The 25,733-nt window shown below is 72.8% G+C and carries 22 protein-coding genes; 7 read left to right on the forward strand and 15 right to left on the reverse strand.

The annotated features are described in order from the left end of the window. Positions 1 to 56: 56 nt before the first annotated feature. Entirely contained in the window at positions 57 to 1,241 is a 1,185-nt protein-coding gene (locus BJ983_RS32325) for a cytochrome P450 (protein WP_179794679.1), read from the forward strand. On the opposite strand, the gene BJ983_RS15970 is transcribed toward BJ983_RS32325, so the two are convergent. Then, entirely contained in the window at positions 1,238 to 2,017 is a 780-nt protein-coding gene (locus BJ983_RS15970; RefSeq protein WP_179794680.1) for an aldo/keto reductase, read from the reverse strand. The genes BJ983_RS32325 and BJ983_RS15970 overlap by 4 nt on opposite strands. Positions 2,018 to 2,029: 12 nt before the next feature. Here BJ983_RS15970 and BJ983_RS15975 point away from each other — a divergent pair, with 12 nt between their 5' ends. The 3 genes from BJ983_RS15975 to BJ983_RS15985 are packed head-to-tail and all read left to right on the forward strand — an operon-like array spanning position 2,030 to position 4,299. Continuing rightward, positions 2,030 to 3,094, forward strand: coding sequence for a flavin-containing monooxygenase (locus BJ983_RS15975; protein WP_179794681.1), 1,065 nt, complete (start codon positions 2,030 to 2,032; stop codon positions 3,092 to 3,094). Then, positions 3,091 to 3,501 (forward strand): TrmO family methyltransferase domain-containing protein, encoded by a 411-nt coding sequence (locus BJ983_RS15980; protein WP_179794682.1) that lies wholly within the window; start codon positions 3,091 to 3,093, stop codon positions 3,499 to 3,501. The genes BJ983_RS15975 and BJ983_RS15980 overlap by 4 nt, the downstream gene beginning before the upstream one ends. Positions 3,502 to 3,504: 3 nt before the next feature. Next, complete coding sequence (locus tag BJ983_RS15985) at positions 3,505 to 4,299, forward strand: MOSC domain-containing protein (protein WP_179794683.1); 795 nt, start codon at positions 3,505 to 3,507, stop codon at positions 4,297 to 4,299. A gap of 118 nt (positions 4,300 to 4,417) precedes the next feature. Here BJ983_RS15985 and katG read toward each other — a convergent pair whose 3' ends face one another. From katG to BJ983_RS16000, 3 genes are all read right to left on the reverse strand, one after another. Further along, positions 4,418 to 6,595: a catalase/peroxidase HPI gene (gene katG, locus BJ983_RS15990; protein WP_179794684.1), complete on the reverse strand. Its 2,178-nt coding sequence runs from the start codon at positions 6,593 to 6,595 to the stop codon at positions 4,418 to 4,420. Positions 6,596 to 6,621: 26 nt separating this feature from the next. Further along, positions 6,622 to 7,089, reverse strand: coding sequence for a Fur family transcriptional regulator (locus tag BJ983_RS15995; RefSeq protein ID WP_179794685.1), 468 nt, complete (start codon positions 7,087 to 7,089; stop codon positions 6,622 to 6,624). A 96-nt stretch (positions 7,090 to 7,185) separates the two neighbouring features. Beyond that, the gene (locus BJ983_RS16000; RefSeq protein ID WP_179794686.1) at positions 7,186 to 8,517 is read right to left on the reverse strand and encodes an ammonium transporter; all 1,332 of its coding nucleotides are present in this window, start codon (positions 8,515 to 8,517) and stop codon (positions 7,186 to 7,188) included. Between the two features lie 161 nt (positions 8,518 to 8,678). Here BJ983_RS16000 and BJ983_RS16005 point away from each other — a divergent pair, with 161 nt between their 5' ends. From BJ983_RS16005 to BJ983_RS16015, 3 genes are all read left to right on the forward strand, one after another. Beyond that, on the forward strand, positions 8,679 to 9,797 hold the full coding sequence (locus tag BJ983_RS16005; protein WP_179794687.1) for an NDMA-dependent alcohol dehydrogenase: 1,119 nt from the start codon (positions 8,679 to 8,681) through the stop codon (positions 9,795 to 9,797). Positions 9,798 to 9,832: 35 nt separating this feature from the next. Then, complete coding sequence (locus tag BJ983_RS16010; protein WP_179794688.1) at positions 9,833 to 10,756, forward strand: AAA family ATPase; 924 nt, start codon at positions 9,833 to 9,835, stop codon at positions 10,754 to 10,756. Positions 10,757 to 10,881: 125 nt separating this feature from the next. Then, the gene (locus BJ983_RS16015; protein ID WP_246325603.1) at positions 10,882 to 11,658 is read left to right on the forward strand and encodes a VWA domain-containing protein; all 777 of its coding nucleotides are present in this window, start codon (positions 10,882 to 10,884) and stop codon (positions 11,656 to 11,658) included. A 68-nt stretch (positions 11,659 to 11,726) separates the two neighbouring features. Here the strand turns inward: BJ983_RS16015 and BJ983_RS16020 are convergent, their stop codons facing one another. The 11 genes from BJ983_RS16020 to BJ983_RS16070 form a co-directional block, all read right to left on the reverse strand. Then, positions 11,727 to 11,987, reverse strand: coding sequence for an acyl carrier protein (locus tag BJ983_RS16020; protein ID WP_179794689.1), 261 nt, complete (start codon positions 11,985 to 11,987; stop codon positions 11,727 to 11,729). Continuing rightward, a complete protein-coding gene (locus BJ983_RS16025; protein ID WP_179794690.1) occupies positions 11,987 to 13,567 on the reverse strand; it encodes an amino acid adenylation domain-containing protein in 1,581 nt (526 codons plus the stop codon). The genes BJ983_RS16020 and BJ983_RS16025 overlap by 1 nt, the downstream gene beginning before the upstream one ends. Then, positions 13,564 to 14,577, reverse strand: a complete 1,014-nt coding sequence (locus BJ983_RS16030) for an LLM class flavin-dependent oxidoreductase (protein WP_179794691.1) — start codon at positions 14,575 to 14,577, stop codon at positions 13,564 to 13,566. The genes BJ983_RS16025 and BJ983_RS16030 overlap by 4 nt, the downstream gene beginning before the upstream one ends. Beyond that, positions 14,574 to 16,316, reverse strand: a complete 1,743-nt coding sequence (locus BJ983_RS16035; RefSeq protein ID WP_179794692.1) for a carbamoyltransferase family protein — start codon at positions 16,314 to 16,316, stop codon at positions 14,574 to 14,576. Before BJ983_RS16035 ends, BJ983_RS16030 begins: the two co-directional genes overlap by 4 nt. Positions 16,317 to 16,432: 116 nt before the next feature. Continuing rightward, positions 16,433 to 18,412 carry a glycosyltransferase gene (locus BJ983_RS16040; protein WP_179794693.1) on the reverse strand — a complete coding sequence of 660 codons (1,980 nt, stop codon included), beginning with the start codon at positions 18,410 to 18,412 and terminating at the stop codon, positions 16,433 to 16,435. Positions 18,413 to 18,445: 33 nt separating this feature from the next. Further along, on the reverse strand, positions 18,446 to 19,507 hold the full coding sequence (locus BJ983_RS16045) for a GNAT family N-acetyltransferase (RefSeq protein WP_179794694.1): 1,062 nt from the start codon (positions 19,505 to 19,507) through the stop codon (positions 18,446 to 18,448). 82 nt (positions 19,508 to 19,589) lie between these two features. Beyond that, positions 19,590 to 21,983, reverse strand: a complete 2,394-nt coding sequence (locus BJ983_RS16050) for a molybdopterin cofactor-binding domain-containing protein (protein WP_179794695.1) — start codon at positions 21,981 to 21,983, stop codon at positions 19,590 to 19,592. A gap of 125 nt (positions 21,984 to 22,108) precedes the next feature. Then, positions 22,109 to 23,203 carry an alkaline phosphatase family protein gene (locus BJ983_RS16055; protein ID WP_179794696.1) on the reverse strand — a complete coding sequence of 365 codons (1,095 nt, stop codon included), beginning with the start codon at positions 23,201 to 23,203 and terminating at the stop codon, positions 22,109 to 22,111. A 108-nt stretch (positions 23,204 to 23,311) separates the two neighbouring features. Further along, positions 23,312 to 24,109, reverse strand: a complete 798-nt coding sequence (locus tag BJ983_RS16060) for a PrsW family intramembrane metalloprotease (protein ID WP_343054217.1) — start codon at positions 24,107 to 24,109, stop codon at positions 23,312 to 23,314. Between the two features lie 188 nt (positions 24,110 to 24,297). Next, positions 24,298 to 24,804 (reverse strand): hypothetical protein, encoded by a 507-nt coding sequence (locus BJ983_RS16065; protein ID WP_179794698.1) that lies wholly within the window; start codon positions 24,802 to 24,804, stop codon positions 24,298 to 24,300. Then, a complete protein-coding gene (locus BJ983_RS16070) occupies positions 24,801 to 25,616 on the reverse strand; it encodes a hypothetical protein (RefSeq protein WP_179794699.1) in 816 nt (271 codons plus the stop codon). Before BJ983_RS16070 ends, BJ983_RS16065 begins: the two co-directional genes overlap by 4 nt. Positions 25,617 to 25,733 lie beyond the last annotated feature (117 nt).

The raw sequence follows: 25,733 nt of genomic DNA on the forward strand, positions 1-25,733 counted from the left end.
TCCGCTCCGCGGTAGGACCCGTGTGCGGGGTCACAACTCTCCTGCACGATGCCCGCGTGACAGCCGTCCGTGACATCCCGGTCAGCGACGTCGACCTCTTCGCCGACGACGCGCGGGTCGACCCCTATCCGATCTACCGCGAGCTGCGCGACGCCGGACCCGTCGTCGAGATGGCCCGCCACGGCCACTACGCGCTCCCCCGCTACGCCGACGTCCGCGCGGCGCTCATGGACTGGCGCACGTTCTCCTCGGCGAGGTCGGTGTTCGTCGACGAGGAGACGAACCGGACCCTCGAGGGCATCACGCTGTGCTCCGACCCGCCGGACCACACGATGATGCGCTCGGTGCTCGGCCGCCCGCTGCGACCCGACCGGATGCGGGAGATCGCACCGACGATCGCCGCGGAGGCCGACCGCGTGGTCGACCGCGTGGTCGGGGCCGGGCGCTTCGACGCCGTCGCCGACCTCGCCGAGCACCTGCCCATGGCGGTCGTCTCGACACTCGTCGGCCTCGGGGAGGAGTACCGCGGCAAGCTCCTGGAGTGGGCCGCGGCGATCTGGGACGTCCAGGGGCCCCGTAATCAGCGGTTCCTCGACGCCGGGCCCCAGGTCGGCGAGTTCCTGTCCTTCGCGGCGAACGACGCCGTGCCCGGACGGATCGACCCGGACGGCTGGGCGGCCCACCTCTACGAGGCGGCCGACCGCGGCGAGATGCCGCGCGAGAAGTGCCCGGTGATGATGCTCGACTACGTCACGCCGAGCCTCGACACCACGATCCTGGGGATCGCGTCGATGATCGCGCTGTTCGCCGACCACCCCGACCAGTGGGACGCCCTGCGCGCGGACCGGTCGCTCATCCCGCACGCCATCAACGAGGCGCTGCGGATCGAGACCCCGGTCCCGCAGTTCACGCGCGTCCTCACCGAGGACCACGAGATCGACGGCGTCGCCCTGCCCGCCGGCAGCCGGGTGGCCCTGCTCTACGGGTCGGCCAACCGCGACGAGCGCAAGTACCCCGACCCGGACCGCTTCGACATCACCCGCAAGCCGTCCGACCACCTCGCCTTCGGCCGCGGCGAGCACGTCTGCGTCGGCATGCACCTGGCCCGCCTGGAGATGTCGACGCTGCTCGAACGCCTCGCCGACCGGGTGTCCCGCTTCGAGGTCCGGGGCCGCACGCCGATGATCAACAACGGCCTGCGGGGCTGGGAGCACCTCGACGTGACGGTGTCGCCGGTCTAGGGCCGCCGGCGCATCCGGTCGATCGCGCGCAGGTCCCGCGCCGCCAGCCGCACGCCCGCCACGCCGAGGTTCTCGGCGAGGCGCTCGGGCGAGGTCGTCTTCGGGAACGCGATCAACCCCCGGTCCAGGTGCCAGCGCAGCAGCACCTGGGCCGGGGTCGCGTCGACCCGGTCGGCCACGCGCCGGGCCGTCGGGTGCGCGATCAACCGGCCCTCGCGCAGCGGGCCCCACGCCTCGGTCGCGATGCCGTGGCGCCGGTGGAACGCCTGCATCGCCCGGTGCGGGGTCCGCGGGTTGGCCCGGATCTGGTGCACCGCGGGCACCACGCCGGTCGCGTCGATCAGGGCGCGCACCCCTCGCCGCGAGAAGTTCGACAGCCCGATCGACCGCGCCGCCCCGTCGTCGCGGGCCTCGATCAGCGCCCGCCAGACGTCGACGTCCCGGTCGCCGGGCCGGTGGATCAGGAACAGGTCGACGTGGTCGGTGCCGAGCCGCTCCAGGCTCTCTGCCAGGGCCGCGCGCGGGTCGCCGTGGCGCCCGTCGTCGAGCTTCGTCGTGATCCAGACGTCCTCGCGGGGCACGCCGGCGGCCCGGATGCCCTCCCCGACCTCGCGTTCGTTGCCGTAGCCCTGCGCCGTGTCGACGTGGCGGTAGCCCAGCTCCAGCGCGGTCGCGACCACGCGGGCCGTGTCGGCGGGCGGGACGTGGTAGACGCCGAGCCCGAACTGCGGGACCGATCTGCCGTCGTTCAGTGTCTTCCGGGGGATGCCGTCCATCAGAATCCGATGATGGACCTCGACGTGGCCGTCGTCGGCGCCGGCTTCTCCGGGCTGCTCGCCCTGCACCTGCTGCGGGAGGCGGGCCTGCGCGCGCACGCCTTCGACGCGGCGGGCAACGTCGGCGGCACCTGGTGGTGGCACGCCTATCCCGGCTCGCACCTGGACACCTCCTGCGAGCACTACCAGTACCGCGTCTCCGAGCAGCTCTACCGCGACTGGGGCTGGAGCGAGCGGTACCCGGCGGGCTACGAGGTGCAGCGCTGGTTCCGCTTCGTCGCCGACCGGCTCGACCTGCGCCGCTCGCTCTCGCTGCGCACGCGGGTCGTCTCCGCCGTTCCCGACGACGGGGTCTGGGCCCTGGAGACCGCCCCCGGCGGTCCCGTCCGGGCGCGCGAGCTGGTCGTCTGTCCCGGTCGTCGCCCCGTCGAACCGGCGGTCGACACGGCGGCCTTCGCCGGCCTCGTCGTCCGGACCGCCGCGTGGCCCGAGGACGGCCACGACCTGACCGGCCGCCGGGTCGGGATCGTGGGGACCACCCCCGCCACCGTGCAGCTGGTGCCGTGGATCGTCGACCGGGTGGCGTCGCTGGTCGTCCTGGCCGACGGTGCGGTCGACGTCGTGCGCCGGCACAACCCCGTCTACGGCTGGCAGGAGCGCGCCGACTACCGGGCGCACTTCCCCCCGCCCGGGGAGCCGGGCCCGACGCCGGCCGACCGCGCCGCCATGCGCGCCCGCACCGAGGACCGGCGCCTTCTTCCCGACGCCGGGTCGGGTCCGGTCGTGCTCGACGACGGCTACCTCGAGGCGTTCGCCCGGGACCACGTCACGCTCGCGTCGCTCGCCGACCTGGTGCGGGTGGACCCGTCCGGGTTCGCGACGACCGACGGGACGCACGAGCTCGACGTGCTCGTCGTCGCCGACGCCTTCGACGCCGGCCCGCCCGCGCTCGACGGGATCGCCGACGGGCCGGGGCGGCACGTCGTCGTCGCCCGGCCTGACCGGACGCCCTGCGTGGACCTGCAGGACCAGGTCGAGGCCGTCGTCGGGACGATCCTGGCGAGCACGGTCCGGTGACGTTCGAGGCCCGACCGATCGGTCACGTCGAGTCCGCCCTGGTCGACCGCGCCGACGCGCCGAAACAGGCCGACGAGGGCGCCCCGGACGCGTGGCTCGTGCTCGACCCCGCGCTCGCCCCCGCCGCGGCCGACATCGCCGTCGGCGACGAGCTCGTCGTCGTGACGTGGCTGCACGACGCCGACCGCTCGGTGCTCGTGGTGCACCCGCGCGGCGACCCGTCCTGGCCGCCGACCGGGGTGTTCAGCACCCGCTCCCCCGCGCGCCCCAACCCGGTGGGCCTGCACACCGTGCGGGTACTCGGCCGGGACGGCACGCGGATCCACGTCGACGCCCTCGAGGCGATCGACGGCACCCCCGTGATCGACCTCAAGCGTGCGCTCGCCCCCCGACCCGAGGAGAGATGACCCGTGCAGGTGTCCACCCTGGTCCGCTACCCGGTGAAGTCCATGCTGGGACAGCCGCTCGAGTCCGCCGTCGTCGGGGACACCGGGCTGGACCGTGACCGCTGGCGGGCGCTGCTCGACCCGACGACGGGCTACGTCGCCACCGCGAAGCAGCCGCGGCACTGGCGGCGCCTGCTGCAGTACACCGCCGCGGTGCAGGACGACCGCGTCGTCGTGACCACCCCCGACGGCGAGACGATCGACGCCGACGACCCGCGCCTCGTCGAGGTCCTCACCGCCGATCTCGGGCGGCCCGTCGAGGTGTCGACCGCCCGCCCCTCGGGGTCGTCGGTGGAGCGCCCGGATCCCGAGGAGGTGCTCGCGCAGGGTCTGGACGCCGAACTCGAGGCCCCCACGCTCGAGATCTCCCAGGGCACCGGCGGCGACACGTTCGTCGACCACTCGCCGGTGCACCTGATCACCACCGCGACGCTCGACCACCTCGGGATCGAGGCGCTGCGCTACCGCCCGAACCTCGTCATCACCTCCGACGGCGAGCCCTTCGCCGAGAACGGCTGGCTCGGCCGCGAGCTGCACGTCGGGGAGGTCGTGCTCCGCCCGACGTTGCCGACCCCGCGGTGCTCGGTGCCGACCCTCGAGCACGGCGACCTGCCGCGGGAGCCGAAGGCCCTGACGCCGCTGATGCGCGAGAACCGCGTCGAGGTCCCCGGCTTCGGGGTGCTGCCCTGCGCCGGCGCCTACGCCGAGGTCGTCCGTGGTGGCACGGTCCGGCGCGGGGACACCGTCACGCTGCACTGAGCCCCGGAACGACGACGGCCCGGGCCGGTTCTGGTGGGCAACCGACCCGGGCCGTGTGCTTCCGCAGGTGAGCACTAACGGTCGCGATGACGACCGTTAGTGCTCACCTGAGCGGAGCTCACACGTCGTAGCGGTCCAGGTTCATGACCTTCACCCAGGCCTTGACGAAGTCGCGGACGAACTTCTCCTCGGACCCGGCCTCGGCGTAGATCTCCGAGACGGCGCGCAGCTCCGAGTTCGAGCTGAACACGAGGTCGTTGCGGGTCCCGGTGTAGCGGACCCCGCCGTCGGTGCCGCGGGCCTCGTAGACGCCCTCCTCGCTGCCGGAGGCCGACCAGGTGAGGTCCGGCCCGAGCAGCGTGGTGAAGAAGTCGTTCGTCAGCTGCCCGACCCGCTCGGTGAACACGCCGTGCGACGAGTCGCCGGAGTTCGCGCCGAGCACCCGCAGACCGCCGACCAGCACGGTCATCTCGGGCGCGGTGAGGTTGAGCAGGTTCGCCCGGTCGACCAGCAGGTACTCGGCCGGGAGCTGGTGGCCCTTGCCGAGGTAGTTGCGGAAGCCGTCGGCCTTCGGCTCGAGGTAGGTGAACGAATCGACGTCGGTCCACTCCTGGCTCGCGTCCGTGCGGCCCGGGGTGAACGGCACCTCGATCTGCACGCCGGCGTCCGCGGCGGCCTTCTCGATCGCCGCGCCGCCCGCGAGGACGATCAGGTCGGCCAGCGAGACCTTGCTGGACGACTGCGCGATGCCCTCGAGGGTCGAGAGGGTGCGACGCAGCTCCTGGGGGTCGTTGACTTCCCAGTCGATCTGCGGGTCGAGCCGCACGCGAGCGCCGTTGGCACCACCGCGCTTGTCACCGATGCGGAACGTGGACGCCGAGGCCCAGGCCGCCTTGACCAACTGCGCGACCGTGAGGCCCGAGTCGAGGACCTGCTTCTCGAGCTCCTCGGCCTCCTCGTGCGACAGGAGCGGGCCCTCGTGCTTGGGCACCGGGTCCTGCCAGATCTGCGTCTCCTGCGGGACCCAGGCGCCGACGTAACGCTCGATCGGGCCCATGTCGCGGTGGGTCAGCTTGTACCAGGCACGGGCGAAGGCGTCGTTGAACTCGGCCGGGTTCTGGTGGAACCGCTGCGAGATCTCCTTGTAGACCGGGTCGACCTTCAGGGAGATGTCGGTGACCAGCATCGTGGGCTGGCGGGTGAGCTCACCGGTCTCCGGGTCCGGCACCGTGTTGGCGCCGCCGTCGTTCACCGGGCGGTACTGCCACGCCCCGGCCGGCGACTTGTGGAGCTCCCACTCGTAGCTGAACAGGTTCTCGAAGTAGCCGTGGCTCCACTTCGCCGGCGTGGAGGTCCAGGTGACCTCGAGGCCGGAGGTGATGGTGTCGCGACCCTTGCCCTTGCCGAACTCCTGCTTCCAGCCGAGCCCGCCCTGCTCGATGGGCGCACCCTCGGGCTCGGGGCCGACGTACTGGTCGGGGTCGGCCGCACCGTGGGTCTTGCCCAGGGTGTGCCCACCGGCGATGAGGGCGACGGTCTCCTCGTCGTTCATCGCCATCCGGCCGAAGGTCTCGCGGATGTCGCGCGCGGCGGCCAGCGGGTCGGGGTTGCCGTCCGGGCCCTCCGGGTTGACGTAGATCAGGCCCATCTGGGAGGCGCCGAGCGGCTGCTCGAGCTGCCGGTCACCGGTGTAGCGCTGGTCGCCGCCGAGCCAGTAGTTCTCCGGGCCCCAGTAGGTCTCGTTGTCCGGCTCGAAGACGTCGGGGCGACCGCCGGCGAAGCCGAAGGTGGTGAAGCCCGAGATCTCCAGGGCGCGGTTGCCCGCGAAGATCATGAGGTCGGCCCACGAGAGCTTCCGGCCGTACTTCTGCTTGACCGGCCAGAGCAGGCGGCGGGCCTTGTCCAGGTTGCCGTTGTCCGGCCAGCTGTTCAGCGGGGCGAAGCGCTGCATGCCCATGCCGGCGCCGCCGCGGCCGTCGGCCAGGCGGTAGGTACCGGCCGAGTGCCACGCCATGCGGATCATGAAGCCCGAGTAGGTGCCGAAGTCGGCGGGCCACCAGTCCTGCGAGGTCTTCAGCGTCTCGTCGACGTCGGCCGCGAGCTGGTCGAGGTCGACGGTCGCGAACTCCTTCGCGTAGTCGAAGTCCTCGTCCATCGGGTTCGACGCCTGCGTGTGGCTGCGCAGGATCCGCAGGTTGAGCTGGTTGGGCCACCAGTCGACGTTGCCGCCACCCTCGGTCGGGTGCGCGAGCCGCCCGGCGTGGACGGGGCAGCCGCCCGCGTCCTCCGTGTTCATGTCCGTCTCTCGGGTGACGTGATCGGTCACGACGTGTTCCCTCCGAAGGGTTGAGAGCTGGTGGTGGCGTGTGCAGTGCCCCGGCACGCGGGACAGAGTCCCCAGAACACGACCTCGGCCTCGTCGATGGCGAAGCCGTGGTCGTCGGACGGGGTGAGGCACGGGGCGGGGCCGACGGCGCAGTCGACGTCGGCGATCACCCCGCAGCCCCGGCACACGACGTGGTGGTGATTGTCCCCGACCCGCGTCTCGTACCGCGCCGGTGAACCCTCGGGCTCGATCCGACGCAGCAGTCCCGCCGTGGTCAGCGCCCGCAGGACGTCGTACACGGCCTGGTGGGACACCGCCCCGAGGTCGGCACGGGCGAGACCGAGGATCTCCTCCGTGTCGAGGTGCGGGTGCTCGTGCACCGCGGCGAGGACCGCGACGCGCGGACGGGTCACGCGCAGACCGGCCTCGCGCACCTGGCGCTCGAAACCGGCCGTCGTGGACATGCCCCGAGTGTGCCCGCCAAACTGGAACAGATCAAGTTTCGGGGCAGATCGGCAGATTTCGCACCGGTGACGGCTCCGGTGACCGCGGCGGCCGCCTCAGCGCTCCGGACGCTGCTCGGCGAGCAGGGGCGCGCCGGTCCGCCGGCTGCTCGCACCCGCGGCCAACGGCGAGAAGTCGTAGCCGCTCTCGGCGTGCTCGGCCTCGTCGACGCCCTCCACCTCGACCTCCCGGTCCACCCGCAGCCCGATGGTCCGGGCGATCACCCAGGCGATGAGCGCGGTGACGACGAACGAGTACGCCAGCACCGCGACGACGGCGACGGCCTGCTTCCCGAGCTGGGCGAACCCGCCCCCGTAGAGCAGTCCGTCGGCGCCCGCCGGGTTGGTCGCGGTGGACGCGAGCACCCCGAGCAGGAGCATCCCGACGAGGCCGCCGACACCGTGCACCGCGACGACGTCGAGCGAGTCGTCGAAGCCGTAGCGGAACTTCAGCCGGACCGCGCTCGCGCAGATCGCGCCGGCCGCGAGCCCGATCGCCACCGCGCCGAGCGGCTCGACGTAGGCGCACGCGGGGGTGATGCCGACCAGGCCCGCCACCGCACCCGAGGCGGCGCCCAGCGACGTCGGCCGGCCGTCCCGGAGCTGCTCCACCACGAGCCACGCGACGACGGCGGCCGAGCCCGCGAGCATCGTCGAGACGAGGGCGGTCCCGGCGACGGCGGTGGCGCCGAGCGCCGACCCGGCGTTGAAGCCGAACCAGCCGAACCACAGCAGGCCCGCGCCCAGGAGCACGAACGGGAGGTTGTGCGGACGGACCGGATCGCGGGGCCACCCGCGCCGCGTCCCGACGACGAGCGCGAGCGCCAGCGCCGAGGCCCCCGAGTTGATCTCGACGGCGGTGCCGCCCGCGAAGTCGAGGGCGTGCAGCCGGTTCGCGATCCACCCGCCGACCGCGTCGGGCGCGACGGCACCGTCGATCGCGAACACCCAGTGCGCCTCGGGGATGTAGACGAGCGTGACCCACACGGCCACGAACAGCGTCCACGGCCAGAACCGCACGCGCTCGGCGATCGCACCGGCCAGCAGGGCGACCGTGATGATCGCGAACATCAGCTGGAACATCGCGAACACGCCGGTCGGCACGGCGCTGGGACCGGTGCCGACCACCTGGGTGTCGAGGTGGCGCATCCCGGCGTCGGAGAACCCGCCCACGAGCCCGCCGAAGGAGTCGGACCCGAACGCGAGCGACCAGCCGTAGGCCACCCAGACGATGCCGACCACCCCGAGGCAGACGAACGTCGTCATCATCATGTTGAGGACGGCCTTGGTCCGCACCATGCCGCCGTAGAAGAGCGCCAGACCCGGCGTCATGAGCATGACGAGACCGGTGGCCGTCAGCATCCAGGCCGCGCTGCCCGAGTCGATCACGGGCGGAGTGTGCCACGGGTCCGGTCGCGCGCGACCGAACATGTGACACGGATGTGACGCCGGTGCAGCGGTCTGTGGGGACTGGCGACCGGCGCCGATCCATGTGAGCATCGCCACCGCTGCATGTGTGACGTGTCCATCGTCGAGGAGGACGTTTTCCTATGAAGACCAAGGCTGCTGTCGTCTACGAGACCGGCAAGCCGATCGAGATCGTCGAGCTCGACCTCGCGGGTCCGGAGGAGGGCGAGGTCCTCATCCGGTACACCCACGCCGGGCTCTGCCACTCCGACGTGCACATCGCCCACGGCGACCTCGAGGCGCGGCTCCCGATGGTCCTGGGCCACGAGGGCGCGGGCATCATCGAGGAGGTCGGTGCGGGCGTCACGCGCGTGAAGCCGGGCGACCACGTCGTCTGCTCCTTCATCCCCAACTGCGGCGTCTGCCGCTGGTGCGCCACCGGCCAGCAGGCCATCTGCGACATGGGCGCGAACATCCTCTCCGGCGAGCTCCCCAGCGGCCGCTTCCCGTTCACCGGTCCCGGCCCGGAGAAGAACTACGGCGCGATGTGCATGATCGGCACGTTCAGCCAGTACGGCACGATCAGCCAGACCTCCGTGGTGAAGGTCGAGGACGAGCTGCCGCTGGAGAAGGCCGTGCTCGTCGGCTGCGGCGTCCCCACCGGCTGGGGCTCGGCGGTCTATGCGGCCGACGTGCAGCCCGGTGAGACGGTCATCGTCTCCGGCGTCGGCGGCATCGGCATCAACGCCGTGCAGGGCGCCCGCTTCGCCGGCGCGAAGAACCTCATCGCGGTCGACCCGCTGGAGAACAAGCGCGAGAAGGCCATGGAGCTCGGCGCCACGCACGCCGTCGGCTCCATCGAGGAGGCCGCCGACCTCGCGCGCCAGATGACCAACGGCAACGGTGCGGACAAGGCCGTCGTGACGGCTGGCCTGGTCACGCAGGAGATCGTCACCGGCGCGTTCGACGCCATCGGCAAGGGCGGCACCGTCGTCCTCACCGGCCTGAACAAGCTGACCGAGACGAACGTCCAGCTGCCGGGCTCGATCATGACGCTGTTCAAGAAGACGGTGAAGGGCACGCTCTTCGGCGACTGCAACCCGACCACGGACATCCCGAAGATCCTCGGCATGTACCAGAGCGGGGACATCAAGCTCGACGAGCTGATCACGAAGACGTACACCCTGGAGCAGGTCAACGAGGGCTACGACGCCCTGCTCAACGGCGACAACGTCCGCGGCGTCCTGATCCACGAGCACTGAGGGCCCCGAGCTCCCAGGAACGGAGTACGAGCACGTTGGCGGACACCGTCGCCACCGTCGGGCGCGACCGGGAGACCGAACTCCTCCAGGCCGCGCTCGACGGCGGTACCCATGTCGTCCTCGAGGGCCCGCCCGGCACCGGGAAGTCGACGCTGCTCCGCGGCGTCGCGCACTCCCGCAGCATCGGGTTCCACTTCGTCGAGGGGAACGCCGAGCTCACGCCGGCGCGGCTGGTCGGGCACTTCGACCCGGCCCGCGTGCTGGCCGACGGCTACGTCGAGGAGATCTTCGTCGACGGGCCGTTGGTGTCGGCGCTGCGCGAGGGCGGACTGCTCTACATCGAGGAGCTCAACCGCGTCCCCGAGGAGACCCTGAACGTCCTCATCACGGTGATGAGCGAGGGTGAGCTGCACGTACCCCGGCTGGGTCGCATCGCCGCGGAGCCCGGCTTCCGCATGGTCGCGGCGATGAACCCGTACGACGCGGTCGGCACCGCCCGGATCTCCGCGGCGCTGCACGACCGCACCTGCCGGATCGCCATGGGCTACCAGTCCGCGGCGGACGAGACGCAGATCGTGGCCGGGCGGGCCCCGGTGACCCCCGACGGCTGGCGCGAGAAGGCCGTCGACCTGGTCCGCCGGACCCGGGAGCACAAGGACCTGCGCACCGGCTCGTCGGTGCGCGGCGCCATCGACCTCGCGCGGGTCACGGTGTCGCTGGCCGCCGCCCGCGACCGGGCGGTCGACGACTGGCGGGTCGGGCTCGACGCCGCCACCGTCGCGCTGTCGGGTCGCATCAAGGTGATCGAGTCGGCCCGGCGCACGCCCGAGGAGGTCATCCGCGAGCTCTACGAGGCGGTGTTCGGGCGGGAGCCGTCGGAGTCCGACCCGAGCGAGAACTCCGGGGACGATGATGCGTCGGGGGGAGCCAGAGCCCGCCCGGCGCGGGCAGCGGGGTAGACAGGCCGTCCCGGCAGAAGGCGGCGCCCAAGACGTCGCGGTCGGACCTCGCGCGGCGGCACGAGGACTTCGAGTCGGTCTCCCCGCAGGTCGGGGAGATCGACCAGGAGGCCTTCGACGCGTTGATGCGCGAGGACCCGGGGGCGGCGATGGAGCTCGTCGTCGACATGACGAAGGCGACCGACGAGACGCTGCGGGAGAAGGCACGCCGGCTGGCGGGCACGATCCTGCTGGAACGCTCGAAGGTCGGGCCGTCGCGGGCCCGGGGCTCCTCCAAGCTCCGGCTCCGCCCGGCCGACCGGGGCGGCGACCTCGACGTCGACGCGTCGATGGAGGCCCTCACCGAGGCCCGGGCGAGCGGTCTGCCCGCCCACCTCGAGGACCTCTACGCCGTCGACTGGGCGCAGCCGGGCATCGCGCTGTGCCTGCTCGTCGACACCTCGGGGTCGATGACCGGTGGCCGGCTCGCGGCGGCCGCCCTCACGGCGGCCGCGTGCGCGTGGCGGGCGCCCGAGGAGTTCGCGGTGGTGTCCTTCGAGCGGGAGGCGACGGTGCAGCGCGGGCTGCACCAGCCGACCCCGCCGGAGACGCTGGTCGACCAGCTCCTGGCCCTGCGGGGCCACGGGGTGACGGGACTGTCGGCCGCGATGCGGTCGGCGGCCGACCAGCTCGTGGCGGCGCGGTCGTCGCGTCGGGTGACCGTGCTGCTCTCCGACTGCCGGTCCACCGACGACAAGGACCCGATCCCGCTCGCCGCGTCCCTGGACGAGCTGCTGATCCTCGCACCCGCCGACGACGCGTCGGACGCCGTCGCGCTGGCCGAGGCGGTCGGCGCGCGGGTGGAGACGATGACCGACCCGTCGGACGCCCCGGCCGCCCTGGCGAGGCTGCTCGACGCGTAGGTGGCTTCGCCCTGTGGGTACTTCTCCGTGTCCCGGCACGGAAAAGTACTCACAGGCGCGGAGCGCACCTAGGCCGGCTCGGCGCCCATCTCGGCCAGGAAGTCGGCCATCGCCGCGACGGAGCGGAAGCGCTCGATGTCGAAGTCGTCGAGCGGGAGCTGCACGCCGAAGGTCTCCTCCAGCGCCACGATCAGCGTGACGAGCGCCAGCGAGTCGATGAGGCCGGCCTCGAGGAGGTCCTCCTCGACCGACGGCACGTCGATGCCGGCCCGGTCGCTCACCACGTCCGCCACCTGGGACCGGAGTGCGGCCGTGGTCTCGGTCAACATCACTCGCTCTCCTTCGGGGCCGGCCGGAAGCGCTCCCGCAGTACCGGCCGATCGATCTTGCCGTTCACGTTCTTGGGCAGCTCGTCGAGCACGTCCCACTTCGCCGGCACCATGTAGCGCGGCAGCAGGGCCGTGACCGCACGCCGCATGTCGTTCACCGGCAGGGATGCCCCGGCCGCGACGGAGTACGCGCAACAGATCGTCGTGCCCTCGAAGCCGCCGAGGTCGACGCCGACCACCGCGCACTCCCTGACCCCGGCCACCGTGTTGACCGCGGTCTCGACCTCGCCCAGCTCGATCCGGTACCCGCGCGACTTGATCTGCGAGTCGGTCCGGCCGAGGAAGTGCACGACGCCCTCGCCGTCCACCCGGGCCAGGTCGCCCGTCTTGTAGATCCGCTCGCCGTCCGGTCCGGTGACGAACGCGGCGTCGGTCTTCTCCCGGTCGCGCCAGTACCCGGGCGAGAGCCCGACGCCGCCGATGTACAGCTCGCCGATCTCACCCACGGGAGCCGGCTTCCCCTCGTCGAGCACCACGAGCGACTCGCCCGCGCACGGCACCCCGATCGGGACCGGCACCGACTCGTCGGCGGGCACGACGGGGACGTCGTAGTACGACGACGCGATGGTCGCCTCGGTCGGCCCGTAGAGGTTGGTGAACCGCACGTGCGGCAGCTTGCGCATCCAGTGCGCGAGGATCGGCGTCGGCAGCACCTCGCCGCACCACAGCAGGCGCTCGAGGGCCGGGAAGTCGTGCTCCGCGACCGCCTCGAACCGCGCCAGGTAGGTCAGCACCGACGGCACCGAGAACCACTGCGTCAGCTCGCGGTCCCGGATGAAGGCGGCGGTCTTCCGCGCGTCCAGCCCGAGCGACGCGGGCACGAGGTGCAGCTCCGCGCCGGCCGCGAGCGTGGCGTAGATGTCGAACGTCGACAGGTCGAAGTGCAGGGGCGGGTGCGCGGAGATCCGGTCGCCCGGCTTCGTGCCGAAGTGCCCGAGGGCCCAGTCGACGAACGCCGACACCATGTCGTGCGTGATCATCACGCCCTTCGGGATCCCGGTGGAGCCCGAGGTGAAGAGCAGGTGCGCGAGGGGATCCTTCCCGACGTCGGGTCGGGTCGCCTGCAGCGATTCGACGTCCGACCGGGAGAACGCCGACGTGAAGCGCTCCCCCGCGAGGGGCGCCTCCAACGACCCGACCGTGAGGTCCGAGAGCCCCTCGGCGACGAGGCCGTCGACGAGCTTCGTGGCCGTGGCGTCGGCCAGCAGCACCGACGGCTCGGCGGAGCGGATGATGCGGGCCACCCGGGTCGCGGGCGACGCCGAGTCGACCGGGACGTACACCGCGCCGGCCTTCAGCGTGCCGATCAGCGAGGCGATGGTCCACGGCGTCTTGGCCGCGAGCACCCCGACGCGGTCGCCCGGCGCCACGCCCCGGTCGACGAGCATCGTGGCGATGCGGTCGGTGACGGCGTCGAGCTCGGCGTAGGTCAGCCGCTCCACGCCGTCCGGGCCGATCAGCGCGGTCGAGCCCGGCGACCGCTCGGCCGAGGCGACGAGGAGGTCCTCGAGACGGGTCATCGCGGGACGACCCCCGCCCGGCGGAACACCTCGCCGATGTGGTCGAGCTCCTCGGCCGACGGCGGGATGTCCAGCACGAAGACCCGCGTGCCCTGTGCCGCGTAGTGCGCGATCGCGGCGGCGACCCGGTCGTAGGAACCGACCAGGTACGGGCAGAAGGTCTGGTAGTTCTGGAACGGCCCGAGCCAGAACGGGTCGGGCTCGCCGGAGCCGTCGTCCACCACGTCCTGGGCCTTCGCGGCCTCCGAGAGCTGCGCGTGCCACGACGAGTCGCTCGCCCGCATCGCCATCGAGTGCGCGATCTGGCCCCGGCGGTCGGTGGGGAACCGCTCCTCGGCGACCTTCCACGCGTCGGCCGTGTCCTCGCGCGCGACGATCCCGACCCGGACGCCCCCGCCGTCGGGGGCCTCCCCGGTCTCGCGTCCGAGCGGCTCGGGATAGCGGATCGGCACCGCGCCGAGCGCCTCGGCCGCGGCGCGCCCGGCCGGGGACGAGCCCGAGATCAGCACCTCCGGCATGAGCTCGGCCGGCAGTGCGGGCGCGAGGCGCAGGTTGTGCACCTGGTGCCAGCGGCCCTCGTGGGTCACCGTCTCCCCGCGGAGCAGTGCCATCAGGACCTGCGTGTACTCGGTGGTGCGGGCGTAGCGGTCGTCGTGCTCGGTGGGGTCGCCGAGCGCGAGGAGGTCGTTCCGGAAGCCGCCGGCCAGCATGTTGAGGTGCACCGCCCGGCCGTGCAGGTAGCCGAGCGAGCTCACCATCGACGCCGCGGTGAACGGGTGCATGTACACCGGCTGCACCGCGACCAGCGGCGCGAGGCGCTCGGTGGCGGCGATGGCGTGCTGCGCGACGAGCCACGGGTCGGCGATGCCGTTGTCGGTGTAGACGAGCATCCCCGTGCAGCCCGCGGCCTCGCTCCAGCGCGCCACCTCGGCGACCGCCTGCGCGTACTCCCCCGCCGGCACGTCCTTCGACTGCGGGCAGGTGGAGTAGATCTGGACCCCACCGGTCACGACGGGGTCCCCTCCACCACGAACCCCTCGATGTAGAGGCGGTCGAGCGCGATCCGCGCGAAGGTGTCGACGGCCGTCGCCGGGTCCATGATCAGGGGCTGGCCCTTGACGTTGAACGACGTGTTCACGACGCAGCCGGTGCCCGTGCGGTCCCGGACCTTCTCCAGCAGCGACGCGAACGTCGGGTTGAGGCCCGGCGTCACGGTCTGGATCCGCGCCGAGTCGTCCTCGTGGACGATGCCCGACAGCGCCGCCTTGGCCTCCGGCCGGACGTGCGCGGTGCAGAGCATGTAGTGGTCGGGGTCGAAGCCGCGGGTGACGAAGAGCCGGTCGCGGTCGTCGACGTGCACGGCCGGCGCGAACGGGCGGAACGCCTCGCGGAACTTGACCGCGGAGTTGATCCGGTCCTTGATCCGGTCGCCGTCGGGGCGGGCGACGATCGAGCGGTTGCCCAGCGCCCGCGGGCCGAACTCCATGCGGTCGTGGAACACCGCGATGATCCGGTCGGCGGCGATGTCGTCGGCGGCCGCGGCGAGGTACTCGTCGGTCATGCCGACCTCGCGCCACTGCAGGTCGGGCCGGGCCTCGAGGACCGCGCGCACCTCGTCGGCCGAGTACCGGGCGCCCAGGTAGGGGTCGAACGGCACCTGCACCGGCTGCAGGTCCTCCGCCACGGCGTAGGCCGCCCCGAGCGCGGTGCCGTCGTCGCCGGAGGCGGGCTGCACGAACAGGGCCTGCAGCGCCGGGAGGTCGGCGATCGACTGGTTGGACTTGCAGTTGAGGAACGTGCCGCCCGCGAGGGCCAGGTTGGTCTCGCCGGTCTTCTCCAGCCAGTGACCGACCAGGTCGACGAGCAGGTCGGTCAGGCACTCCTGCATCGACGCCGCGAAGTCGGCCTCGTCGCGCTGGATCGAGCCGTCGGGCTGCGCCGGGGTGAAGGTCTGCTCCTCGAGCAGTGCCCGCGCCTGCGGGTATCCGTGCTCGGCGTCGGAGAGCGCGCCGCTCGGCCAGTCGATCACGACCGAACCCTTGTCATGATCGAATCGCGTGAGCTTCTGGAACACCTCGCGATAGCGCGACGGGTCGCCGTACGGCGCGAGGCCCATGACCTTGTACTCGTCGTTGTTGAACTGGAACCCGAGAAAGCGGGTGCCGATCGAGTACAGAATCCCGAGCGACGACGCGATCGGCTGCGTGTGCAGCTTCTCCAGTTCGGTGCCGACGAATCGGAAGATCGACAGCGAGTCGACCTCGCCCATGCCGTCGGACACCACCGCGAGGCCGCGGTCGAAGCCACTGGGGACGATGGCGGACAGCGCGTGGGCGCGGTGGTGCTCGACGGGCGTGAGTTTCTCCGCGAGCTGCGCGAACCCGGCGGCGGTGAGGGCGTCGCGCACGGTCTGCGAGCTCAGCACCTCGTCGAAGTAGGCGCGGTTGAGCACGAAGGCCCGGCGGTGACGGTCGTAGTCGAAGCCGTGGGCGACGACGTCGACGTCGTCGGCGCTCACCCCGGCCTCCGCCAGGCACCACGCGATGGCCTGCACGGGCAGGGCGCCGGTGCCCTTGTCACCGTCGAAGCGCTCCTCCGAGGCCGCGGCGACGAGCACGCCGTCGACGACGATCGCGGCCGCGCTGTCGAGCCCCTGCGTGATCCGGGCGTCGAGCGGGTCGATGTCGGGATTCGTCTCGCGGAGCCTCCGCTGCGAATTCGGGAGACCGCTGAGTCCGAGAACGATCATCGACAGGCCCTCCACGGCGACGTGCGGTTGTTCTCCCACTATGACGTGCGAGCACGATCCCGGTTCATCGGGGGGTCGCTGATGTCCGATTCACGACGTCGGGCTAGACGCCCCTTTCACACCGTCGTCGCCGCTTGCTCCGTCCCGGGGAACCCGTGCCCCAGGACCGTCACGAAAGCGTGCTGGTAGGCGTCCACCATCGCGTCGTCGGTGTAGAGCGCGAGAGCGCGTTCCCGGCCCGCGCGGCCCAGGCGCGCGAGCTCCGCCCGGTCGTCGAGGACCCGCGCCAGCGCCCGGGTCCACGCCGGCACCGTCACCGGGTCGACCACGACGCCGGCCGCGCCGAAGTCGAGCATCTCGGGTACCGACCCGCTGGTGGACGCCATCACCGGCATGCCCCGCGTCATGGCCTCGACCATCACGAGCGGGAACGCCTCGAACCCGCTCGGTACGCAGAGCACGTCGGTCTCGGCGAACGCGTGGTCCGGCCCCGGGGACACGCCGCGCCAGCGCACCTGCCCGCGGAGGTACTCCGGGGTCTCGGCCTCCATCGCGACCTCGTCCGGACCCTCGCCGAAGATGTCGAGGGTCCACTCGTCGGGCCGGGCGAGGGCGTCGAGCGCGCGGATGAGCAGCGTCGTGTTCTTGTAGGTCTTGAGGCGGGTCAGCATGCAGAACCGCACCGGACCCGTCGTCGGGACCTCGCCGAGCACCGTGCCGGGGGTGAGCCCGTTCGGCGCGACCATGACCCGCTCGGTCAGGCGCTGGTGGCGGGTGAGGTCGGTGTGGTGCTGCCGGGAGAGCACCAGGAGACCGTCGGCCGTGCGCAGTGCGCGGGCCTGGGCCTCGGAGTAGGTCGGGCGGTCGAGCTGGGCCGGGTCGTGGGCCGCGGGGATCCAGTACCGCTTCTGCCCGGCGAGGCGACCGAGCGCGCGCCACGCGGTCGCGAACCCGATCTCCGTCTTCGTGCAGCCGCCGACGACGATCGCCTCGTCGGTCCCGGCGACGTCCACCACCGGCTGCCACCAGGGCTGCATGAGCATCCGCACCCGCGGGTCGAGCTCGCTGATGTACTGCCCGAGGTGCTGGAGGCACACCAGCGTGACGGGGTGCCCGCGCTCGACGAGCTCGTTGGCGAGCACCACGCGCTGCCGCTCGGCGCCTCCGGGCCGCAGGCCGTTGGTGATCACCACGACGGCGGGTCGTCCCCCGGCCTGCGTGGCCAGGGCGTCCAGCCGCGCCCGGCGCGGGCCCCGCTTGGAGCGCTGGACGCGGTCGAGCAGGGTCGACCCGGCGGCGTAGAGCGAGCCCCGCCCGGCGTTGTGGTCCATCCCGAGCACCATCACCTGGGCCGACCGCAGCAGGTCGCCGCCCCGCATGGAGGCGAGCGGGTCGTCGGCGACGGTGCCACCCGAGGAGTGCCGCACCTGCGGGCCGTTCTCCGGGTCGTCGACCAGCCGCAGCTCCCAGCCGTGACGGCGGGCGTTCGGCTGCCACGTCGCGTCCTCGCCGTAGACGAAGAACTGCTCGTCGAACTCGCCGAGGGCGTTCCAGGCGTCGCGGGAGATGAACAGCGCGCAGCCGGTCAGGTAGCCGTCGACCCGTTCCGGCGCCGCCGGGTACAGGTCGCTCACGGTGCGCCCGCGCAGCCGCTTGGCGTAGCCCGCGGAGTTCAGCAGGTTGCGCACCACGCCCTGCTCGCGGTGGGCGACGTCCCACGGCAGGTCGCGGCCCTCGGGGTCGAGGACGGTCGGGGACACCACCGCGACGCCGGGCTCCGCCAGGGCCGCGCGGGCGCGGGTGCAGGGGCCGAGGAGCTCGGCGTCGGGGTTGAGCTGCAGGACGTCGCAGTCCGGCACCTGCGCCATGAGCTTGTTCATCGCGGCGATGTAGCCGAGGTTGAACTCGGAGAAGGTCCACGTGACGTCGGGCCGGGTCGCCGCGAGCGCCTGCACCGCGGGCGAGCCCGAGGAGCCGTTGTCCCACACGTGCACCCGCGCCTCGGGCAGCCACTTGTCGACGCTTGCGAGGGCACGGTCCAGCAGATCGGCCCGCCGGTAGGAGACGATCAGGACCGCGAGTTCACGTGGGACCACGGTCGACGATCGTGTCACGACGGCCCGGGCGGGCTACTGGCGGGCGGCGTGGGAGACGAGCCACTCCCCGTCGAGGTGGCTGCACAGCGCGGTGGTGGAGCTGAGCAGGCCGAGCACGTTCGCCTCGGCGTGCACCAGGGCGCGCGCGTTCTTGCGCACCACCACGCCGGGGCGGCCGATCAGCCCGGCGGTGACCGGCTCGAGCCGGCCCTGCACCGCCGACGCGCCCTGCGCGGCCGCGTGGGCGACGAGGTGGTCGAGCACCGGGTCGGGGTCGGTGCCGGTGACCCCGACCTGCAGCACCTCGGCGACGCCACCGGGCGTGAGCAGGTAGAGGAACCAGCCCAGCACCCGACCCTGCGGGCCGCGCACCAGCCGCGCCGCGAGGGCGCCGCGGTCGAGCCGGCGGACCTCGCCGAGGACCCACTCCAGGTACTCGGCGTCGTAGTCCGGCCGCAGCCGCAGCCGGCGGCCCGCTGTCGCGACCTGCTCGGCGAGCACCTCGGCGGTCAGGTCCTCGGTCGACCCCGCGGGCCGGGGCGGGGGCGGGACCAGACGGCCGCCGAGGGCGTCCACGGGGCGGGAGAGCAGGCGGGCGGCCCGGCCGAGCCGCGCGGAGCGACGACCGACGAGCTCCCCCGCGGTCGCGGCCGGCGCGAGCACCCGGAACCAGGCGATGGACCGGCCGGTGAGCTCCTGGCCGCCGAGGCCGAGCCAGAGCCCGCGCGAGTCGTCGTTGGCGCGGTCGGCCAGCGTGAACTCCTGCGGCCCGCCGAGCAGCTTGCGGTTGAGCAGGGCGCCGACGCCCTTGGAGCGCCAGTCCGGGTGCGCGACGAGGTTGCTGCTCACCGCCATCCGGACCTTGCGGCCGTCCAGCACCATCCGGCGCGTGCTCGCGGCGATGAAGCCGACGATGCCGCCGTCGGGCCCCTCGTGCACCAGCGAGGGGATGTCCGGGTCCGCCCACGGGTCCTCGAAGAGGATCCGGTGGAAGTACGGCGCCACGTGCTCCGCGGACGCGCCCCCCATCACCTGGGCGAACAGGGTGCTGACCTGGGGGAGGTCACTGCGCTGCAGAGCGCGGATGCCGGCCACCGCCGCACTCTACGAAAGCCGGACGCGCGACGGCGGGTGGGGCGATGCCCCACCCGCCGTCGGGAACGTCACGCCCGGGGCGTCACGCCTTCGCGCTGTCCGGCGTGTCCTCGGTGATCGCCTTGCCGGCGTACTCCGGGCCCGCCTGCCGGCGGTTCGCCGGGTCGGAGGCCGACGCGCCGTGGATGGCGCGCCACACGGTCTCCGGGGTGAGCGGCATGTCGATGTGCCGGACCCCGAGGTGCGACACGGCGTCGATCACCGCGTTGTGCACCGCCGGGGTCGAGCCGATCGTGCCGGACTCGCCGATGCCCTTGGCCCCGATGGGGTTGAGGGGCGTCGTCGTCTCGGTGTTGGAGACCTCGAAGGAGCAGAGGTCCGCCGCCGTCGGGATCGTGTACGAGGCGAGGTTGCCCGAGGTCGGGTTGCCGTCCTCGTCGTAGGTCACCCGCTCGAACAGGGCCTGCGAGATGCCCTGGGCGATCCCGCCGTGCTGCTGGCCCGCGACGAGCATCGGGTTGAGGATGATGCCGCAGTCGTCGACCGCGACGTGGCGACGCTGGCGCACCATGCCGGTGTCGAGGTCGACCTCCACGACGGCGATGTGGGTGCCGAACGGGAACGTCGAGTCGCCGGCCTTGAAGTCCAGCTCCTGCCGCATCTCGTGGCCCTTGCCGTCCTCGTACCCCGAGCCGTCCTCGGCCGCCTGCGCGATCTGCGACCAGGTGATGACCTTGTCGCCGATGCCGCGGACGCCGAACCCGTCGTCGGAGTGGTCGATGTCCTCGACCGCCGCCTCGAGCAGGTGCGCCGCGATCTCGCGCGCCTCGGCCACCAGCTCCTGCGAGGCGTTGTGGATCGCCGTGCCGCCGGTCTGCAGGGACCGGGAACCGAGCGTGCCGGCGCCGCTGCGGACGAGCTCGGTGTCCGACTGGACGAGCTTGATCTTCTCCATCGGCACGCCGAGCACCGAGGACGCGAGCTGGCAGAACGCCGTCTCGTGGCCCTGGCCGTGGGCGGAGGTGCCGGCCATGACGGTGAAGGTGCCGTCGGGGTGTGCCTGCGCCGAGCCGTACTCGCCGTCGAGGCCGAGCGGGGCGGTCACCTCGACGTAGGAGCCGACGCCGATCCCGAGCGCGACGCGGTCGCCGGACTCGCGGCGACGCTTCTGCTCGGCGAGCAGCGCGTCGTAGCCCGCCGCCTCCTTCGCCGCGTCCGCCGCCTTCTCGTGCTCGGCGGTGTCGTAGTTCGCGCCGGTCAGCGTGGTCAGCGGGTACTGCTCGGGCTGCAGGTAGTTCTTGCGCCGGATCTCGAGCGGGTCCATCCCGATCTCGTCGGCGGCCATGTCGATGATGCGCTCGAGCAGCTGCGTGGCCTCGGGGCGCCCGGCCCCGCGGTAGGCGCCGACCGTGGTGGTGTTGGTGGCGACGGCCTTCCAGGTGAAGTCGATCGCCGGCAGGTCGTACACGCCCTGCGCGAGGAGCTGCGTGAGGCTCGGGAGGACCGCGCCGATCGCCGGGTAGGCCCCCGCGTCGCCGACCGCGGTGGCACGCAGGCCGACGAACGAGCCGTCGTTCTTGACGCCGAGCTCGACCCACTGCACCTGGGCGCGCCCGTGGACCATCGAGAGCATGTTCTCGGAACGGGTCTCGTTCCACCGGACGGGGCGGCCGAGCTGCTGTGCGGCGCGCGCGATGATCGAGTACTCGGAGTAGGCGAAGGCCTTCGGGCCGAACCCGCCGCCGACGCGCGGGGCGATGACGCGGACGTCCTCGCCGTCGACGCCGAGGTCGCCCGCCATCTGGTCGCGCAGGCCGTGCGGGGTCTGGGTGGAGGCCCAGAAGGTCAGCTTGCCGTTCTCGCCGGGCTCGACGACGACGGCGTTCGGCTCCATCGGGACGCCCGCGAGCTTCTGGTTGTGGAACTTCGCCTTCACGACGACGTCGGCGTCGTCGAAGATGCCCTCGACCTCGCCGGTGCCGGCGCCCGCCACCATGTTCGACTCGGTGCCCTCGAAGAGCAGCGGGGCGTCGTCCGCCATGGCCGCCTCGATGTCGGTGACGGCGGGCAGCGGCTCGATGTCGGGGAACACGGTCTCGGCCGCGTCGATCGCCTCGCTCGCGGTCTCCGCGACCACGATGGCGACGATGTCGCCGACGTGGCGGACCTTGCCCTTGGCCAGCAGCGGGCGGTTCATCGTCTCGGGGACGACGCCCGGCAGACCCGGGCGGTCGTTCAGCCCGAGGTCCTCCGCGGTGTACACCGCGACGACGCCCGGCATGCCCTTCGCCTCGTCGGTGTCGATGCTGCCCAGCGTCCCGTGCGCGATGGGCGAGCGGACGAAGAAGGCGTGCAGCGCCCCCTCGACGGGCATGTTCCCGGTGTAGATCCCGGCCCCGGTGATCAGCTCCCGGTCCTCGGTGCGCTTGACCGGGTGGCCCAGGATCGAGCCGCCGGTGTGGGTCGTGACGGTCACACATACTCCTCTGCGGTGGTGATCACAGGGTCTCCGCCTTGGACACTAGACGAATACTGTGACTGCGTGCACAGCCCGTTTCCGCATGCCGGGAGCGCCCTCGTGTGCGGGGTTGCGCGCAATCATCACGCCGCGTCTGCGGCGTGGACGAGGAGCGGCACGAGCCGTTCGGCGCTCGTCGTCGACCCGTGCTGGCCCGGCAGCCGCGCGAGGACGGGCTCGTCCACGCTGCGCACCACGGCGGCGGTGCCGCGCAGCGCGACGAGCAGGTCGGGCAGCCGGTCCCGGTGCTCCGTGGTGACCGGACCGAACCAGCGGGTGTCCTCGAGCTCCTCGGTCCCGACGACGAGCGCGTCCTCGCCGAGGGTGGTGGTCCAGGCCGCACGGACGTCGTCGACGGTGCCGGGGCGGCAGTAGAGCAGCCGGGCCCGGGGGTCGCCGCCGACGAGCGGCCCGTGCTCGAGCAGGGCGGCGTCGGTGTCGGCGTCGTGGCGGCGGTCGACGTGGACCATCCCGTGGTCGCCGGTGACCGCGAGCAGCGTGCCAGGGGTCAGGTCCCCGGCGAGCATCGCGACGAAGTGGTCGATCATGCGGAGCTGCTGCCGCCACGCGAGCGATCCGGGCCCGTGCAGGTGGCCCAGCTGGTCCAGGTCGGCGTGATAGGCGTACACGAGGCCGGGCGGCGCCTGCAGGATCTCGGCGGCGAGGTCGCCGAAGGAGCCCACCCCGCGGTAGGTCGCCCCGCGGAGGCCGGAGCGGGTGAGGCCGGACTCCCGGAAGGCCCGGTCGGACACGACGGTGCAGGCGACATCGGTCCGTTCGAAGACCGTGGGGCGGGGCTGGACGCGTTCCGGGACGAGCCGCTCGCGCAGGTCCTCCTTCCCCCGCGTCCACGTGAGGGCGTCGAGGAGGACGTCGTCGACGCGGAAGCGCACGCCGAGGGTGCCGTGCGCGCCCGGGGGCAGGCCGGTGCCGAGGCTCGTCACGCTGATCGGGGTGCTGCTGGGGAACCCGACCTGCAGCGGCCCGACGTCGGGCATCCCGGCGAGGAACGGGGCGTCGCCGGCGTGGGCGTCGAGCAGCTCACGGCCCAGTCCGTCGACGAGCAGGAGCACGGTGTTCCGGGCCGGGGGCAGCTCGAGCCGCCGTGACCGGTCGTCGGGAAGAGGGTGTCCGAGCGCGCGCAGCATCGCCGGGAGCACCGCGTCGAGTCCGACCACGCGGCCGATCCTGGCGGGTGGGCGAGCGCGGCGCGAGGCGTCACCCATCGGGCCGGCGGCCTGGCTCCGAGCCCGACGGGTGACGTCTCGTCGGCCCCCTCCAGGGCGTCAGGCGGCTGCGACCGCCTCCGGGGCGTGCCGCGGCCCGTGCGAGAGCCGGTGCGCGGTGACGAGCAGCAGGGCGAACGCCACGATCGCCAGCACGACGTAGACGATCAGGCCGCCGACCGAGTCCCAGATGGTGTGCAGGACGACGGCGACGAGGTAGGTGCCGACGAACCACCAGAAGCCGTGCCCGAGCCGGACCCAGCGCCAGAGCGCGGCGGCGGTGAGGCCGGTCCACGCCATGTGGGCCGCGGGGCTGAGCAGACCGCGCAGCAGCAGCTCGGAGTCGACGGCGGCGATGTTGCCGCGGCTCGCGACGAGCGTGGTGAGCGCATAGCCCATCGTCTCCAGGGCCGCGAAGCCCGCGCCGGAGGCGACGCCCAGCACGAGCCCGTTCGCGGGGCCGTGGCGGAAGCGCGGGAGGGCGAGCATCGCCGCGGGGATGACGAGCTTGGCCGCCTCCTCGATGACGGCGACCACGAGCATCGGGAGCCCGCCGAGCCGCTGCAGCGCGTCGTACTCGAGCGTCCCGGCGACGACGGTGCCGATGACCCCGCCGAGCAGCGCGGCGATCGCGAGCGGGCCGGTGCCGACGTCGGTGGGCAGCCGGCGGGAGGCGACGAAGGTCAGGAAGGACGCGGGCACCACGGCCGCGCCGATCAGGATCAGCGACGGGAGGAAGTTGGGGTTCAGCGTGTCGACCACGGTGCGCCGCACCAGTTCGAACAGGACGATCCCGACGACGAGCACGACGATCCACATCCACCGCGCGACGCGGGCGGGGGGCTGCACGGTGGTCACGGGAGCATCATGGCGTCGCCGGGCCCGTCGGCCCAGTCCTCGCGCCCGGCCCCACCTGCAGGAATGACGCATTCCCGACGTCGGGGGCGCGAACGGGGCCATACCCGCCCGCCCCGACGCAGGGGACCGCCCGGGACGAGGCGACGACGTCCCGGGCGGTCGGGGAGGGTGGTCCTGGTCCTGCGGCGCTACAGGGAGAGCAGCCGGTCGAAGAACTCGCGGTAGCGGCGCAGGGCCTGCCGCAGCTCCTCGGTGCCCGGCTCGGCGTTGCCGCTCCACTCCGCCTCGAGCTCGGAGCGCTGGTCGCGGAAGACGCGGCTCACCTCGTCGAGCACCTCGCCCACGAGCTGGTCGGCCTCGGTGACCGACTGCCGCGGCTCGTCGACGAAGCCGGCCTGCACCTCCTGCCACCGGTTGCGCAGGCGCTCCGAGGCGCTCGGGTCGAGTACGGAGACGCCCTGGTCGTCCTGCGCGTCGTGGTCGTGCTGCCCGGCGTGGTCGCCGTGCTGGCGCGTGTAGCGGCCGGGTCCGTCGTCGTCGCGGCGGGCGTCGGTCGCGGGCCCGTCGTGGCGGGCGTCGGCGTGTCCGGCGTCGGGCCGGTCGTCGCGGCGGTCGGCCAGGTCGTCCCGGCGGTCGGCCAGGTCGTCCCGGCGGCCCCCGAGGTCCTCGCTGCTGGTGTCGGCGTGGGTGCTCACCGTCGGCTCCTGTCGTCGTCGCGGGCCTGGTCGTGGTCGGGGTGCGTGCGGTCGTCGCGGCCGCGGTCGTCGGTGCGACCCCGGTCGCGGTCGTCGATGCGGTCGCGGTCGTCGATGCGGTCGCGGTCGTCGTGCCGGTCCCGGTCCCGGTCGTCGGAGCGCCTTTCGCGGTCGTCGGCGCGGTGACCGTTCTCGCGGTGGCGACCCGAGCGGTCGTCGTCGTGGGCCCGGTCGTCGGCCCGGCGGTCGTCCCGGCCGTGCCCGTCCCGCCCGTGGTCGTCCCGGTCGTCGAGCAGGGCCTCGACGAGGCTCCGGTAGGACGTCACGGCGCCGCGCAGGTCCTCGGTGTCGGCGCTGCCGTCGCGCTGGGCGTCCCGGACGCGGCGGGCCTCGCGGTAGTTCTCGACGACGCGGGGGTGCTCGACGGAGATGTCGTTGGCCCGCTGGTCGAAGTCGTCGACCGGGTAGCCGCGCTCGCGCATGATCGTGGTGACCAGGGAGTCGGCCTTCTCGACCGCCCCACCCGGGTCGTCCACGAACTCGCCCTGGATGCGCTTCCAGTCGCCCTGGAACCGCTCGCGGGTCTGGGGGTCGATCGGGCGCAGGTCGAGCTGCTGGTGGCGCTTGCGGCGCTCGGCCAGCTCCTTCTCGGCCTCGCCCCGGCTGCCCGACCCCTCGACCACGCGGTCGTACTCGGGGCCGAACTCCTCCTGGAGCTGCTGGGAGCGACGCTTGCGGGCGATCGCGAGACCTCCGCCGACCAGCGCGGCCAGGACGACGACCACCACGATGACGACGATGACCGTGCTCATGAGATGCCCTCCGGCGGGCGGATGTTCATGACCCAGAGCGTCGTCCCGCACACGGGCGGTATCAATCGACCGTCAAGCGGCAAGTGTGTTGCGTCACACAGCCGTCAGCCGAATGCC

The sequence above is a fragment of the Actinomycetospora corticicola genome (genome assembly GCF_013409505.1).
GTDB lineage: Bacteria > Actinomycetota > Actinomycetes > Mycobacteriales > Pseudonocardiaceae > Actinomycetospora > Actinomycetospora corticicola.

What these genes read in the sequence shown, in the direction of transcription:
- BJ983_RS16005 (WP_179794687.1), top strand. Translation starts at nt 8,679, where the DNA reads ATGAAGACCAAGGCTGCTGTCGTCTACGAGACCGGCAAGCCGATCGAG.
- BJ983_RS15975 (WP_179794681.1), top strand. Translation starts at nt 2,030, where the DNA reads ATGGACCTCGACGTGGCCGTCGTCGGCGCCGGCTTCTCCGGGCTGCTC.
- katG (WP_179794684.1), bottom strand. Translation starts at nt 6,595, where the DNA reads ATGAACACGGAGGACGCGGGCGGCTGCCCCGTCCACGCCGGGCGGCTC.
- BJ983_RS16015 (WP_246325603.1), top strand. Translation starts at nt 10,882, where the DNA reads ATGCGCGAGGACCCGGGGGCGGCGATGGAGCTCGTCGTCGACATGACG.
- BJ983_RS16025 (WP_179794690.1), bottom strand. Translation starts at nt 13,567, where the DNA reads ATGACCCGTCTCGAGGACCTCCTCGTCGCCTCGGCCGAGCGGTCGCCG.
- BJ983_RS15995 (WP_179794685.1), bottom strand. Translation starts at nt 7,089, where the DNA reads ATGTCCACGACGGCCGGTTTCGAGCGCCAGGTGCGCGAGGCCGGTCTG.
- BJ983_RS15970 (WP_179794680.1), bottom strand. Translation starts at nt 2,017, where the DNA reads ATGGACGGCATCCCCCGGAAGACACTGAACGACGGCAGATCGGTCCCG.
- BJ983_RS16020 (WP_179794689.1), bottom strand. Translation starts at nt 11,987, where the DNA reads ATGTTGACCGAGACCACGGCCGCACTCCGGTCCCAGGTGGCGGACGTG.
- BJ983_RS16070 (WP_179794699.1), bottom strand. Translation starts at nt 25,616, where the DNA reads ATGAGCACGGTCATCGTCGTCATCGTGGTGGTCGTCGTCCTGGCCGCG.
- BJ983_RS16035 (WP_179794692.1), bottom strand. Translation starts at nt 16,316, where the DNA reads ATGATCGTTCTCGGACTCAGCGGTCTCCCGAATTCGCAGCGGAGGCTC.